This is a genomic window from Amycolatopsis marina, assembly GCF_900111885.1.
Lineage (GTDB): Bacteria > Actinomycetota > Actinomycetes > Mycobacteriales > Pseudonocardiaceae > Amycolatopsis > Amycolatopsis marina.
Genome location: NZ_FOKG01000007.1, coordinates 165,930 through 180,374 on the forward strand (window position 1 = coordinate 165,930; position 14,445 = coordinate 180,374).

Annotated in this window: 9 protein-coding genes; 8 read left to right on the forward strand and 1 reads right to left on the reverse strand. The window is 69.7% G+C overall.

The genetic code is table 11. The features are described 5' to 3' along the window. The first annotated feature begins 109 nt into the window (after nt 1-109). The 5 genes from BM199_RS13705 (at nt 110) to BM199_RS13725 (ending at nt 8,353) form a co-directional block, all read left to right on the forward strand. Nucleotides 110-1,720 carry an alpha/beta hydrolase gene (locus tag BM199_RS13705; protein ID WP_245788345.1) on the forward strand — a complete coding sequence of 537 codons (1,611 nt, stop codon included), beginning with the start codon at nt 110-112 and terminating at the stop codon, nt 1,718-1,720. A gap of 164 nt (nt 1,721-1,884) precedes the next feature. Then, the gene (locus BM199_RS13710) at nt 1,885-5,298 is read left to right on the forward strand and encodes a phosphodiester glycosidase family protein (RefSeq protein ID WP_245788346.1); all 3,414 of its coding nucleotides are present in this window, start codon (nt 1,885-1,887) and stop codon (nt 5,296-5,298) included. 75 nt (nt 5,299-5,373) lie between these two features. Continuing rightward, a complete protein-coding gene (locus BM199_RS13715) occupies nt 5,374-6,327 on the forward strand; it encodes an ABC transporter ATP-binding protein (protein WP_091673732.1) in 954 nt (317 codons plus the stop codon). A 101-nt stretch (nt 6,328-6,428) separates the two neighbouring features. Continuing rightward, nucleotides 6,429-7,256, forward strand: coding sequence for an ABC transporter permease (locus tag BM199_RS13720; RefSeq protein WP_091673480.1), 828 nt, complete (start codon nt 6,429-6,431; stop codon nt 7,254-7,256). A gap of 251 nt (nt 7,257-7,507) precedes the next feature. Beyond that, nucleotides 7,508-8,353, forward strand: coding sequence for an ABC transporter permease (locus tag BM199_RS13725; RefSeq protein WP_425425524.1), 846 nt, complete (start codon nt 7,508-7,510; stop codon nt 8,351-8,353). Nucleotides 8,354-8,360: 7 nt separating this feature from the next. On the opposite strand, the gene BM199_RS13730 is transcribed toward BM199_RS13725, so the two are convergent. Next, nucleotides 8,361-9,791: a S8 family serine peptidase gene (locus BM199_RS13730; protein ID WP_091673483.1), complete on the reverse strand. Its 1,431-nt coding sequence runs from the start codon at nt 9,789-9,791 to the stop codon at nt 8,361-8,363. Between the two features lie 640 nt (nt 9,792-10,431). Here BM199_RS13730 and BM199_RS13735 point away from each other — a divergent pair. The 3 genes from BM199_RS13735 to rpmA all read left to right on the forward strand — a co-directional run bounded on the left by BM199_RS13735 (nt 10,432) and on the right by rpmA (nt 14,308). Next, the gene (locus BM199_RS13735; RefSeq protein ID WP_091673485.1) at nt 10,432-13,560 is read left to right on the forward strand and encodes a translation initiation factor IF-2 N-terminal domain-containing protein; all 3,129 of its coding nucleotides are present in this window, start codon (nt 10,432-10,434) and stop codon (nt 13,558-13,560) included. 161 nt (nt 13,561-13,721) lie between these two features. Beyond that, a complete protein-coding gene (gene rplU, locus BM199_RS13740) occupies nt 13,722-14,036 on the forward strand; it encodes a 50S ribosomal protein L21 (protein WP_091673486.1) in 315 nt (104 codons plus the stop codon). Nucleotides 14,037-14,050: 14 nt separating this feature from the next. After that, nucleotides 14,051-14,308, forward strand: coding sequence for a 50S ribosomal protein L27 (rpmA, locus tag BM199_RS13745; protein WP_091673488.1), 258 nt, complete (start codon nt 14,051-14,053; stop codon nt 14,306-14,308). Nucleotides 14,309-14,445 lie beyond the last annotated feature (137 nt).

Below are 14,445 nucleotides of genomic sequence, written 5' to 3' on the forward strand. Positions count from 1 at the left end.
AACGTGGTCATGGCGGCTTTTCGGTTTCCGACTAGCGGACCTGGCGCGGTGATCTCGCCGACCGCTAGGGTCGGCCTCGCTGGTAATGGATTACCGAAGGGGATCGGGGATGGTGAGAAAGTCGCGGCGTTCTCTCGTGCGCGCCGGAGCGGTTCTGGCCGCTGTCACGTTGATGACCGGCGTGTTCACGTCGACGCAGGCCACTGGTAGCGAGTTGGCCTCGCAGGGAACCAACGGCGCAACCGTGCCCGAACTGAGCTGGGGCCCGTGTGCGGCTGCCCCGCCGGGATACGAGTGCGCCGAGGCCGAAGTCCCGCTGTCCTATCGGGACCCGCACGGCCAGCGGATCACTCTCGCCCTCGGCAAGCTGCCCGCCGCCGACCAGGCGGGCAAGCTCGGCACGATCTTCTACAACCCCGGCGGCCCGGGTGGCTCGGGGCAGATCCCACCCGAGCTCACCCCCGAACTCCACGAACGCTTCGACATCGTCGGGTTCGATCCGCGCGGCATCGGCTCGAGCACCCCGCTGCGCTGCTTCCCCGACCGGAGCCAGTCTCGACTGCTGGGCGGGGAGTTCCCGATCACCCTCGCCCAGGAACGCAAGCTCATCGAGGACACGGCCAAGGGCACCGCGCTGTGCGCGGAGAACGCCGGGCCACTGATCAACCACATGTCGACCGCGAACGTCGCCAGGGACATGGACCTGCTGCGGCAGGCGGTTGGGGAGGAGATGACGTCCTACTACGGCATCTCCTACGGCAGCCATCTCGGCTCCGTCTACGCCAACCTGTTCCCGGACAAGGTCGGCTCGCTGGTCATCGACGCCGTACTCGACCCGGTCGAATGGACCACCGGTCACCACCCCGCTCAGCGATTCGAGCCGTTCTCCTACCGTCTCGGCAGCCATCTCGGGTCGGAGCACGCGCTGAAGAGCTTCTTCGAGGCGTGCTCCGGGGACGAGCGCTGCGCGTTCGACGAACCCGGGGTCGATCTGGCGGACAAGTACGACCGGATTCTCGACCGGCTGCGTCAGGCGCCGGTGAGCATTCCTTCGTCCGGTGGGGAGCAGGTCGAGATCACCTACCAGGACGTGGTGCGCAGCACCCTCGGCTCGCTCTACAGTGCCGACGCCTCGACGTCGCTCGCCGAGTTCCTGCAGGCGCTTTCGGACGCGATCGACCCAGCCGCGCGGTTGACCGCGGCCGACGCGGTGCAGGTGCCCGAGCCAGTCCAGGGACCTGGGTACCAGCAGGCCCGCTACTCCGGCCCGGAGCAGGGCATGGCCGTGTTCTGCGCCGATTCGAGCAACCCGGGCAATCCGCACTCCTGGTCTGGCTATGCCCGGAAGGCCGACCGGGGGGCGCGGGGATTCGGTTCGAACTGGACGTGGTTGTCGCTGGCCTGTGCCACCTGGCCAGGGCACGACCGCGACCACTACGCCGGCCCGTGGGACCGGGAGACCGCCAACCCGGTTCTCGTGGTCGGCAACGGCAAGGGTGACCCGGCGACGCCGTACGAGGACGCACAGAGCACGGCGAAGCTGCTCGGAAACGCCCGCCTGCTGACTCTCGACACGTTCGGCCACGGCGCGCTGGGCAACAGCAAGTGCATCGCCGAGTCCCTCAACACATATTTCATCGAGGGCACCCTGCCGGCCGAGGGCACGGTCTGCCAGCCCGACCGCGGACCGTTCGACCAGCGGACTCCCGTTCAGAACTGAACCGCGCCGAGGCCGGCCGCATCGAGGGATCTCTTCGATGCGGCCGGCCTCGGCCGTATCCCGCCTGAATTCGACTCTTCCCCATTCGTTCACTTCGAGGTCTTCCGCTCGGGACCTCGGCACGCTTGAATGGTCTAGACATTAACTCGATGCTGGGGAAGCCTGTGAAAAAGTCACGACGCGTCGCCGCCCTGCCATTGCTGGCGATCGCCCTCGTCCTGCCGTTGTCTCCGGCCGCGGCCGACCCGCTCGCCGCGCCGCTCGGACCGCCACCCATCGAGTCAACTCCGGCGGCGTCCTCGGACGCACAGGGGCCGGTTTCCGCTGTCGCCCAACGGCCGCGGATCGCCACGGCGAGCGATGACGAGCGCGGGCTTGTCACCGACACCGCGACCGCGCCGGTCGCGCCTGGGCTGACACTGACCGAGTTCGACCGTTTCGACCCCGACGGCTGGATCCGTGGCGACACGCTGGCAGTCGACCTCGGCACCGAAGGACTGCGCCCCACCTATCTGAGCCCCGGCACGGTATCGGCCCGGACCCCACTGTCCGAACAGGCCGGTCGCGCGGGTGCGGTCGCGGGGGTCAACGGGGACTTCTTCGACATCAACGCCACAGGGGCGCCCCTCGGTGTCGGGTTGGACGAAGGCGAACTGCAGACCGCGCCTGCCGAGGGACACAACCTCACCGCCTCGATCACCAAGGAGGGCACGGCACGCCTCGCCGAGGTGTTCCTCGATGCGACCGTGACCCTGCCCGGCGGCGCGGAGGTCCGTGCCACGAACTTCAACGGCGCCCGGATCCCGGCGGGCGGGATCGGGGTGTACACCCCGCTCTGGGGCGCGGCTTCGCGCGGCACAGCCGTCACGGGAGCCGGGAGTGTGCTGGAGGTCGAACTCCGCGACGGGACGGTCGCCGCGGTCCGCGACTCCGTCACGGAGGGACCGATCGCCGCGGGCAGCACCCTTCTGCTCGCCCGCGACGCGGGAGCGGATGCCCTCGCAGGACTGAGCGAGGGCGACCGGGTCGGTGTGGAGTACGCGCCACGCAGCGACGCCGGGGAACTCGCCGTGTCCGTCGGGGGTAACCGCGTGCTGCTCCGAGATGGGGAGATCCAGCAGGTCGACAACGTCGCCACGCACCCGAGGACCGCGGTCGGCTTCTCCGCCGACGGCACGAAGATGTGGTTGGCCACCATCGACGGCAGGCAGGCCGACAGCAGGGGGATGACCGAGCTCGAACTCGCGCAGCACATGAAGTCGCTCGGGGCGGACGACGCCCTCAACCTCGACGGTGGCGGATCGTCCACGTTGCTCGCGCGGGAACAGGGTGAACGGGCCACGAGCGTGCACAACTCGCCTTCGGACGGAGGCGAGCGGCTCGTGCCCAACGGTCTCGGATTCGCGACCGAACCCGGCAGCGGCAACCTCACCGGTCTGTCCCCGCGTCCCCGCCTGGACAGTGAGAACGCGGAGCGGGTCCTTTCCGGACTGTCCCGTGGCCTCGTCCACGGCGGGCACGACGAGACCGGCGCTGCGGTCGAGTCCCGTCCGTTCTGGTACACGACGAACCCATCCAGGGGCACCGTGAGCGGCGGTGACTTCACCGCCCACGCAGACCAGCGCGACCCGGCGCGACGTGCCACGGTCGATGTCCACGCGGTCGCTCGGGGAGTGCGCGGCAAGACCACTGTGACCGTGCTCGGCAAGCCGGTGCGTCTCGGATCGAGCACGGAGCAGATCGCGTTGTCCGGAGCGGGTGCACGTGGCGAGTTCCAGGTGTACGGGTACGACGCGGACGGCTACGGCACCTGGATCGAACCTGACGACGTGAAGCTCGAGTTCGACCCCTCGGTCGTGCGGATCGAACCCGACGGCGACCGGTTCGCCGTCACGGCGCTCGCGGAGTCCGGAGCTTCGGTGATCTCGGTGACGGCGGGCGGGCTGACCACCCATCTCGCCGCCTCGGTGGGCAGCGAGCCACGGACACTGCACGCGCTCGACGGGCCTGGCGGCTGGCGCGCGAGCGTGTATCCGGCCGTGGTCGGCGCCGCGTTGTCCCCGGCCCCCGGCCGCGAGGGTGGCGCGGGCCTGGCGCTGGACTACCGCCTCACCGGCACGAATGCCACTCGGGCGGCTTACGTCACCGCGACCGCCCCGCTCGCGCTGCCCGCGGGGGCCCAGCAGCTGGGTGTGTGGGTGAACGGAGACGGCAAGGGCGCTTGGCTCAGGGCGGAACTGCGGGACGCGGCGAATGTGGCGTCCGTTGTGGACCTCTCGTTGAGCGTGGACTGGACGGGCTGGCGGTATGTCGAGGCCACGCTGCCGGACGGCCTGCCCGACGGGCAGCGGCTGACCCGGTTCTACGCCGTGGAGAACGTGCCCGCGCAGCAGTACGAGGGTCGACTTGTCTTCGACGAGCTGACCGTGTCGGTGGCACCGTCGGTCGAGGTGCCCGCCGACCCGTCGCCGCGCGACCCGGCGCTCGTCACCGACGGCACGGCCGGTGCGGATCGCGTCCGGGTGGCCGTCGTCAGCGACGCGCAGTTCACCGCCGACAACCCGGACGGACCGTTGGTCGAGCAGGCACGGCGCTCCCTGCGTGAAGCGTTGGCGGCGAAACCCGACGTGGTGCTCATCAACGGCGACCTGGTTGACCGGGGCACCGAGGCGGACTTCGACCTCGCGAGATCGATTCTCGACACCGAACTGGGCGACGCCGTGCCGTGGTACTACGTGCCGGGAAACCACGAGGCCGATGGCGGCAACGGGATCACGGAGTTCGCGGCGGAGTTCGGCGAGACACACCGCGTGGTGGACCTGCGCGGTGTCCGGCTCGTGCTGCTGGACACCTCGCGCGGCAGCCTGCGTGCGGGAGGCTTCGACCAGGTGCGGATGCTGCGCGACGCGCTGGACGACGCCAAGGACGACGCCGGGACCCGCGCGGTCATGGTGGCCATGCACCATCCCGTCGAGGATCCGAGCCCGACGGGGAACTCACAGCTGGCCGACCGCAAGGAAGCAGACCTGGTGACCGAGTGGCTCACCGAGTTCGAGCAGGACTCCGGCAAACCGGCCGCGGTGGTCACGTCCCACGCCGGGGTGTTCGATCTGTCCCGGGTGGACGGTGTGCCGTACCTGATCAACGGCAACGCGGGCAAGTCACCCGCCGCCGCTCCCGAGGACGGCGGCTTCACGGGATGGAGTCTGGTCGGGGTGGACCCCGACCGGCGGGCGGACCCGTTCCGGATCGAGACCCGGGCGCACGTCGACGAGTTGAGGATCGAGGGCCCGACGACACTGGCCAAGGGAAGCACGGCACAGGTGGCCGCCACCGTGCTGCAGGGGGACACTCCGGTACCCGTTGACTATCCGGTCAGTGCGGACTGGACCGGCGGGCGTTCGGTGTACATCGGCGCGCTGCCGGCCAAGGGCGGCAAGCCCCGGCCGGCGCACGGCTACGTCGCCGCGTTCGATCCTCGGACCGGCACACTGACCGCGCTGCGACCGGGGACGGCGGACCTGGAAGTCACGGTCAACGGCACCCACCGGTCGCTGACGATCCGGGTGACGCGCTGATCCGGCGGCGGGGCAGCACCTGGTTCTGCCCCGCCGCCGTTATCCGGTCGATTTCTGTCGGTGATCCATGGCAGGGTGCGAATCGTGGACGGACACACCGACGATGAGGCACCGCTCGTCCAGGGCAAAGCCCTGGTCAAGCGATTCGGGGAGTTCGAGGCGGTCAAGGGGATCGACCTGGAGGTTCGCCGGGGCGAGGCCTTCGGTTTTCTCGGGCCCAACGGCGCGGGCAAGTCGTCCACGATGCGCATGATCGCCTGTGTGTCGCCGCGTTCCGACGGCGACCTGACCGTGCTCGGGATGGACCCCGAGCGGGACGGACCGCGGATCAGGGCCCGGATGGGCGTGGTGCCGCAGCAGGACAACCTGGACAACGAGCTGACGGTACGACAGAACCTCCAGGTCTACGGCCGCTACTTCGGCCTGTCCCGCGCGCACACCCGGCAGAAGGCGGTCGAGCTGATGGAGTTCGCCCAGCTGTCCGAGCGCGCGGACGACGAGGTCGAACCGTTGTCCGGCGGCATGAAGCGCAGGCTGACAATCGCCCGCTCGTTGGTCAACGACCCGGAACTGCTGCTGCTCGACGAACCCACCACCGGCCTGGACCCGCAGGCACGGCACCTGCTGTGGGATCGGTTGTTCCGGCTGAAATCCCGTGGCGTCACGCTGATCATCACCACGCACTACATGGACGAGGCGGAGCAGCTCTGTGACCGGCTCGTCGTGATGGACGGCGGCCGGATCGCAGCGGAGGGCTCGCCGTCGGAGTTGATCCGGCGGTACTCCACTCGTGAGGTGCTGGAACTGCGCTTCGCGCCCGGCGAGCAGGCGGGTGTGGCCGACTCCGTCCGGAATCTCGCCGATCGGATCGAGGTGCTGCCGGACCGGATTCTGCTCTACACGGCCGAAGGCGAGTCCGCACTGGAACAGGTCCACGCCCGCGGCCTCCGGCCGGTGTCCAGCCTGGTCCGCCGCAGCACGCTGGAGGACGTGTTCCTCAAACTGACCGGCAGGACGCTGGTCGAGTGAGGCGGCAGCGGTGGGGGAGTGGGCTGGGAGTTGTCCGCCGAGCGAGATGCGTGACACGCGCAGCGGAGCGAGCATGTCGTGTGGGTGGAGTGTGAGCGAGCATGTCGTGGGGGGGCGAGGTGACCAGCACGGAGGCGCCGGAGCGGCCGGTGATCGGTTCCTGGCGTGCGGCCTGGCTGCGGGTGGAGGGGCACTGGACCTGGTACCGGCGCTACTGGAAGTCGAACATCTACTCGTCGGGACTGCAGCCGTTGCTGTTCCTCGCGGCGATGGGGCTGGGTTTCGGCTCGCAGGTGGAGCCCGGCGCGGCCACGGGCGGACTGTCCTATCTGCACTACGTCGCGCCCGCGATGCTCGTGGCCGGGTCGATGCAGTATGCCGTGGGCGAATCCAGCTATCCCGTGCTGTCCGGCTTCAAGTGGCAGAAAAATTACATCGCCGTGACCGCGACGCCGATCACGCCAGGGCAGTTGCTGGGCGGCCAGCTCCTCTGGGTGGCGATGCGGCTGCTGCTCTCCGGAGTGGTCTACGCACTGGTCGCTCTGGCGTTCGGCGCCTGGCTGAACGTGGGCGCCGTGCTCGTGGTTCTCGTCGGCGTGGTCACCGGTGTCGCCTGCGCCGCACCTGTCATGGCATTGGCCGCGTCAACCTTTGACGAGGGGCAGCGGTTCGCGTCCCTGTTCCGGTTCGTGGTGATGCCGATGACGTTGTTCGCGGGCACGTTCTTCCCGGTCGAGCAGATCCCGGTGGTGCTGCGACCGCTCGCGTGGATCTCTCCGCTCTGGCATGGCAACGAACTGGCCCGTGGGGCGACGCTCGGCGGACTCGGCCCGCTGCCCGCGTTGGGGCACCTGGCCTTCCTGATCGCGGTGTTCCTCACGGGGGCGCTAGTCGCCCGGCACCGGTTCTACCAGAGATTGATGGTCTGACGTGCCTGTCGATGAATGGAGTTTTGTGGCGATGGTGCCCCCGAGAGCGCCCGCCCGTCTCCCACCACCACCCAAACGGAAGCGCTTCGCGCCACTGTGTTTGGCGAAGCCCACGAGCGACGAGGCGGGGCGCATAACTCGTGATGGTGAGTTTCGTGCGTGAGTCCGAGCCCCGCCCGCCCGTCTCCCGCCACCACCCAGACGGTGGCGCTCCGCGCCGCTCTGCTGGCCGAGTCGATCGTGACGCGCGGTTGCCGACAGACACTGACCTGCCTGCGCTCACCGACGCCCCCCGGCGCGGCCTGCTGCCGCGCATCCTCCCGCCCGGGCTGTACGCGGGCCGCGCGAGCGCGCTGATCGAGCGTTCGCTGCTCGTGTCGTCCCGGCTCTGGCTGGTCTTCGCCTCCGGCGTGGTCGAGCCGGTGCTCTACCTCTTCGCCTTTCAGATCGGCTTCGGCAAGCTCGTCGGTGACGTGGCCGGCCCTGGCGGACAGACGATGTCCTACGTCGCGTTCGTCGCGCCGGCACTGCTGGCGGCCTCGGCGATGAACGGCGCGGTGTTCGACTCCACGTTCAACGTGTTCTTCAAGTTCCGCTACGCCAAGCTCTACGACGCGATGCTGGCGACGCCGATCGGGCCGCTCGACATCGCGATCGGCGAGATTGCCTTCGCGGTGCTGCGTGGGGGCGCCTACGCGACCGCGTTCCTCGCCGTCATGGGCGCGATGGGACTCATCGCCTCACCGTGGGCGCTGCTGATGCTCCCGGTGGCACTGCTGGTCGCGCTGGCCTTCGCCTCGGTCGGCATGGTCTGTGCCACGTTCCTGCGTTCACCGACGCAGTTCGACTACATCCAGCTCGCGATCATGCCGATGTTCCTGTTCTCCACCACGTTCTACCCGCTGTCTGTCTACCCGGACGGCCTGCAGGTCGTGGTCCAGTGCATTCCGCTCTACCACGGGGTGGAGCTGATGCGCGGACTCTCCGTGGGGGTACTCGACATCAGCATGATCGGGCACGTGGCGTACCTGCTGGTCATGGTGGCGATCGGCATGTTCGCGACGTCGCGGAGGCTCGCCGGGCTGCTGCTGAGATGAGTCCGGTTCAGCGGGCCAGGGAGAAGCCGGCCGTGCGGGTGTCGCCGGTGGCCCGGGTCGCGCTGACATCCGGCATGCCGTGTCCGTAGAACCCGTTGTACCCGGCGTATCCGGCGCAGTACGCGTCTTGCGAGCCGTTTCCGGTCACGTCGTAGTCCGCGGGGCAGGGCACCGGTTCCGCGTGCTCGGTGAGGGCGTCGCGTAGCGGGCCGGGTGAGGTCTGTCCGGTGGCGGCCAGCAGTGCCGCGGCGCCGGTCACGTGCGGCGCCGCCATCGAGGTGCCGCACAACGAGTCGTAGCCGCCGGGAACGGTGGACAGCACGCAGTCGTCTCCTGCTCCGCCGGGTGCGGTCAGGTCCACGACGCCGAGACCGTAGGAGCTGTAGTCCGCCTTCACGCCGTCCCTGCTCACCGCGGAAACCGTGACCATCGTGCGCAGGCCCGCGGGCAGTGCCTCACACGCGGCCGAGTCCGTGTCCCCGTCCGTGGGGGTGAGCGCGACTCCGCCGTTGGTGGCTGCCGCCACATTCAGGGTGCCCTGCGCCTCGGCATGCTCCACCGCGCGCGTCACGGCCTCGTGCACGACCCCCCTGTCGTCGGCGGGGCGGCAGGAGGGTGACCAGGAGCCCACGGAGAAACTGCTGTTGGTCAGGTTCATGCCCTGCTCGGCCGCCCACATCAGGCCGCACACCGCCGCCTCGGGATCGACGTGACCGCTGTCGTCGACCACCTTCACCGAGGCGATGCGGGTGCCGGGGGCGACGCCGGTGATTCCCTGACCGTCGTCGGCCGCCGCGATCGTGCCCGCGACGTGTGTCCCGTGCGCGGAGTTGGAGGGCAGCCACGCCGCTTCGCCGGTGACCGGAACTCCACCGAGGCAACCTGCCGACACATCGGGCGCCACGGCCGCTCGAAGATCCGGATGGCTCGCGTCGACACCCGAGTCGAGAACTCCCACCACGACGTCCGCGCTTCCCGAAGGGCCGGCTCCCGGCTCGACGCCGATCATGCGCAGGTTCCACTGCTCGGAGGTGCGATCGGCGGCGGGAAGGCTCGCCGCCGCTGCCCGGGGGCTTTCGCGGAGTGTACTCGCGGTGCCGTCACCGCTACGGTCTGTCGTCGCGCGGGCGGCCTGAGCGCTGTACGCGCGGCCCGGCCCGATCCGGTCGGCGAACTCGGGCTGGCGGGAGGTCGCCACGGCAACCGAAATCGCGGAGTAGAAGATGGTGGTGCGGCCACAGGCGGTCGAAATCTCCCGCTCGGCCTCCTCCTTGGGCGTGTCCTGGTCGAACACCACGAGGTAGCGCAGTTGCGGGCCGACATCGACGCAGCGGCCTGCGTCCTCGCCTGCGCCTGCTGCTCCGCCCGCCGCGATCAGCTGTCCGGCCAGCACCGCGGCGGACGCGATCGCCACAGTGGTGAGCCGCAGCACGGACACCGTGGACCTCCATGGATGAGACGTCGCGCAGACCGGCTACCGCTTCTGCCGGTCGTCTGCCCCGAGGCGCACGGTAGCCACCCTGGGATGGGTGGACAAGCGAATCGGCGAAGTTCCCCCGGCCGGTGTCCTGCGCCACCGATCGGTGCACTCGCCGTGAGCTGGATCTGACTGCGCGTGTTGCGCTCCGTGCGCACGTCGGAGCGCTGACGGGGGCGCTTGCGGGACCGACCACACTCCAGGGGACGCCTCGTGTGGGATACTCGGTGACGGGCGTTGGGCCGGTGCCGCCGTGGCAGACACGGTGAATGCCGGTGCGACGACCCGGTGACGCACTGGACGAGCGCCATGACGTCGCCGCTGAGCGCCACGGGTGCCGGCGGCTCGACGATGTGGGAGGTGGCGAGAAGCCAGCGCCCGGCCAGCACGTCACCGAGAGGACCTGCCACCGGCGGCCCGGACGTTCCGGAGCCTTCGTGGCGTGAGGCAAGAGTGACAAGGATTCCCGCTGTCGGTACCACTGCGGCGGACAAAACAGAAAGGGCCCCTGCGCGGCCGCGTCCAGCCAGCCGGTGCCGGGTCGAGGAACTGCCTCGGCCGGTAGCCGGCAGGTGTACGCGCCCGGGGGCGGAGGAGACATATGTCGAACGCGGAGATTCCCGCCGAGAACCAGGGCGGGACTACCGCCGCACCCACGAGCGGTCCGCTGGCCGAGCTGCCGGACAGGATCCGGGTGCACGCGCTGGCGAAGTTGCTCGGGACGAGCAGCAAGGAGCTGCTCGTCAAGTTGGGTGAGCTGGGCGAGACCGCCCGCAGCGCGCAGTCGAGCGTCCACCGCGAGGTCGCACTGCGTGTCGCCGCATCGCTCGGCGCCATCGAGAGCGGCGGCGAGGAGCAGCCCGCGGCGCCGGAAGCACCTGCTGAGCAGACACCACCCCCTGCGCCGACGGCTACCCGGCCGCCGATCCCCGCGGGGCCGGGCTCGCCCGAGCCGGACACCGCGAGCAAGGCGGCGGGCAAGCCGCACGTCCCGGTGTTCGCGGCGCCTTCTCCGGTCTTCCTGCCGCCCGAGCCTGCCGCCTCCACGACGGCGGACCCGGAGCGCGCTGCGAGTCCGGAGCGCGCTGCGGGTCCGGAGAAGAAGTCGCAGGCCAAGGCCGCCAAGGTCGAGAAGGTGGAGGCCGAGAGCCCCGCCGAGGTCGGGGACGCCGCCGACACCGCCGATGGCGGGGACGGCGATGACACGGACGGTGGCCGCAGGCGCAGGCGCCGTGGCCGCCGTGGCCGCGGCCGTGGCAAGGGGGGCGAGGACGGACCGCAGGAGACCGGCGAAGAAACTCCCGCCGGCAAGGACGACTCCGGTCTGGGCGGCGACAAGTCCGGCCGGTCCGAGAAGCCGGGCAAGGAGTCCGCCGCCGAAGACACCTCCGGCGACGACCAGGGCAAGGGCCGCAAGGGCGGCGATCAGCCTGCCGGGGACAACGGCCCCGCCGAGGGCGACGCCGACGACTCCGATTCCGACTCGGCCAGCAGGCGGCGCCGTCGCCGCCGCAGGCGCAAGGGCGGTGGCGAGGACTCCGCCGACGGCTCCACCCCGGACGATCCGCCCAACACCGTGGTCCACGTCCGGGAGAGCAAGGGCGAGGGCAAAAGCGAGAGCAAGGGCGAGAGCAAGGGTGACGGCGTGCGCAGCGTGCGCGGCTCCACCCGGCTGGAGGCCAAGCGGCAGCGCAGGCGGGACGGCAGGGAAGCGGGTCGCAGGCGTGCCCCGATCCTGTCCGAGTCCGAGTTCCTCGCGCGCCGTGAGTCGGTCGAGCGCACGATGGTCGTCGCCGAGAAGGGTGACTCGACACAGATCGGCGTACTCGAGGACGGTGTGCTCGTCGAGCACTTCGTGACCTCGTCGGGCAGTGGGTCGATTGTCGGCAATGTCTACCTCGGCCGGGTGCAGAACGTGCTGCCCTCCATGGAGGCGGCCTTCATCGACATCGGCCGCGGCCGCAACGCCGTGCTCTACGCGGGCGAGGTCGACTGGGATGCGGCGGGGCTCGAGGGCAAGGCCCGCAAGATCGAGCAGGCCCTTTCCACCGGCGACAGCGTGCTGGTGCAGGTCACGAAGGATCCGGTCGGTCACAAGGGCGCCCGGCTCACCACGCAGATCTCGTTGCCCGGCCGGTTCCTGGTCTACGTCCCCGCGGGCGGGGCCACCGGCATCTCCCGCAAGCTTCCGGAGAACGAGCGGCGCAGGCTCAAGGACATCCTCAAGCGGATCGTCCCCGAGGACGCCGGGGTGATCATCCGGACGGCCTCCGAGGGCGTCAGCGAGGAGGAGCTCGATCGCGACGTCCGGCGCCTCAAGGCGCAGTGGGACGTCATCAAGGAGAAGATCGAGAGCGCGGGCGGCAACTCCGGAAAGAAGAAGTCCAGCGCTCCGACCATGCTCTACGAGGAGCCAGACCTGCTGGTGAAGGTCGTGCGTGACCTGTTCACCGAGGACTTCGCCAAACTGGAGGTCCAGGGCGACACGGCGTGGGAGACCATTCACTCCTACGTTCAGCATGTGGCGCCGGACCTGGCCGACCGGCTCAAGCGCTACGTCGGCAAGGCCGACGTCTTCGCCGACTACCGGATCGACGAGCAGATCACCAAGGCACTGGACCGCAAGGTCTGGTTGCCCTCGGGCGGCTACCTGGTGATCGACCGCACCGAGGCGATGACCGTCATCGACGTCAACACCGGCAAGTTCACCGGCTCGGGCGGCAACCTCGAGGAGACGGTGACGCGCAACAACCTGGAGTCGGCGGAGGAGATCGTCCGCCAGCTGCGGCTGCGGGACATCGGCGGCATCATCGTCATCGACTTCATCGACATGGTGCTGGAGTCCAATCGGGACCTGGTGCTGCGCAGGCTGACCGAATGCCTCGGCCGGGACCGCACCCGGCACCAGGTGGCCGAGGTCACGTCGCTCGGACTCGTCCAGATGACCCGTAAGCGGGTCGGAACAGGTCTCCTCGAGGCCTTCTCCAACAACTGTGAGCACTGCAAGGGCCGCGGCGTCGTCGTCTCCACCGAGCCACAGCGGGTGGCAGGTACCGGCGGCAACGGCGGTAGCGGTGGAAGTGGCGCCCAGCAGCACGGTGGTGGCTCCCGTCGCTCCCGTGGCCGGGGCAAGGGCGAGGACACCGCGGCGCAGGAGCCTGCTCGCACGGAACCCGCCCCCCAGGGGCCGACGCCCGAGCAGCGTGAATCGGTGGTGACGGCGGTGCAGGCAATGGCCAGCGCCGCCAAGGTGGCCCAGACCAAGGGCGGGGACGATGCGGGGGAGACACAGGTTTCCGGCGACTCGCCGCGCAACGGCCACCTGCCGTCCGGGGAGGGTGAGCAGGGGACGGCGCAGCGCGCCGCCGCTGCACCCGAGGAGTCCGAGATTCCGGCTGAGCCGCAGCGGGCCGTCCAGGCGGAGAAGCCGCCGGCAGCTCCGACCAGGGCGGTCCGGCCCGCTGGCCCGGCGGGGTCCGCGGAACGCGCTGTGACCGCCGTGGAGACTTCTGCCGAGCCTGCTGAACCGGCTACGAAGCCCGCCGGGGAGCCGGAGCGCTCAACCGTCTCCGAGGTTTCCGAGCACACTGAGGGCGTCCAGAACGCCGAAAGCACCGGCTCCGCTGTCACGGAGCCAGCTGCCGCCGCACCGGCGACCAGCAGGCGGCCACGCAGGCGGGCGGCCTCCCGGCCGGCCGGGCCGCCGGTCAACGCGACGGAAACCAGTTGACCCCAGGTTTCGGCCACCCCGGTTTGACCCTCATTTCGGGGGCCCCGTAACCTGGACAGCGGCCCGCCGACAGAGCGGGCCGCATTGCGCGACTCCCGGACCGCCTCGTGTGGGACGGCCGCGCAAGCCCCCACCCATTGTCGAGTAAGCAGGAGACTTCCGTGTCGGCGTACGCGATCGTCAAGACCGGCGGCAAGCAGTACAAGGTGGCCGTCGGCGACGTCGTCGAGGTCGAGAAGCTCGAGGGCGACCCGGGGACCGAGCACAGCTTCCCCGCCGTGCTGTTCGTTGATGGCGGTGAGGTCACCACGGACGCTGACGCGCTGGCGAAGGTCTCGGTCACCGGCAAGGTCGTCGAGCAGACCAAGGGCCCCAAGATCCGCATCCACAAGTTCAAGAACAAGACCGGTTACCACAAGCGGCAGGGGCACAGGCAGAAGCTGACCCGTGTCGAGGTCACCGGCATCAACAAGTAAGGACTTGACCAGCCATGGCACACAAGAAGGGTGCGTCCAGCTCCCGTAACGGCCGTGACTCCAATGCCCAGCGGCTCGGGGTCAAGCGCTTCGGCGGTCAGGCCGTGAACTCGGGTGAGATTCTGGTTCGCCAGCGTGGTACCAAGTTCCACCCCGGAGTCAACGTCGGTCGCGGTGGCGACGACACGCTGTTTGCGCTCGCCGCTGGTTCGGTCGAGTTCGGTTCCAAGCGTGGTCGTAAGACGGTCAACATCGTCCCGACGGAAGCCTGAGCTCAGGTCTTCTATCGAGAGTCCTGACCAAGGGGCGGGGCCGGAACATATCCGGCCCCGCCCCTTGTTGTCGTATAGGGGCCTGTTGGTGAACTGGAGCTACGTGGCGTGGACGCGTGTTTGCCAACAGCCACTGA

What these genes read in the sequence shown, in the direction of transcription:
- BM199_RS13705 (WP_245788345.1), top strand. Translation starts at nt 110, where the DNA reads ATGGTGAGAAAGTCGCGGCGTTCTCTCGTGCGCGCCGGAGCGGTTCTG.
- BM199_RS13720 (WP_091673480.1), top strand. Translation starts at nt 6,429, where the DNA reads ATGTCGTGGGGGGGCGAGGTGACCAGCACGGAGGCGCCGGAGCGGCCG.
- BM199_RS13735 (WP_091673485.1), top strand. Translation starts at nt 10,432, where the DNA reads ATGTCGAACGCGGAGATTCCCGCCGAGAACCAGGGCGGGACTACCGCC.
- rpmA (WP_091673488.1), top strand. Translation starts at nt 14,051, where the DNA reads ATGGCACACAAGAAGGGTGCGTCCAGCTCCCGTAACGGCCGTGACTCC.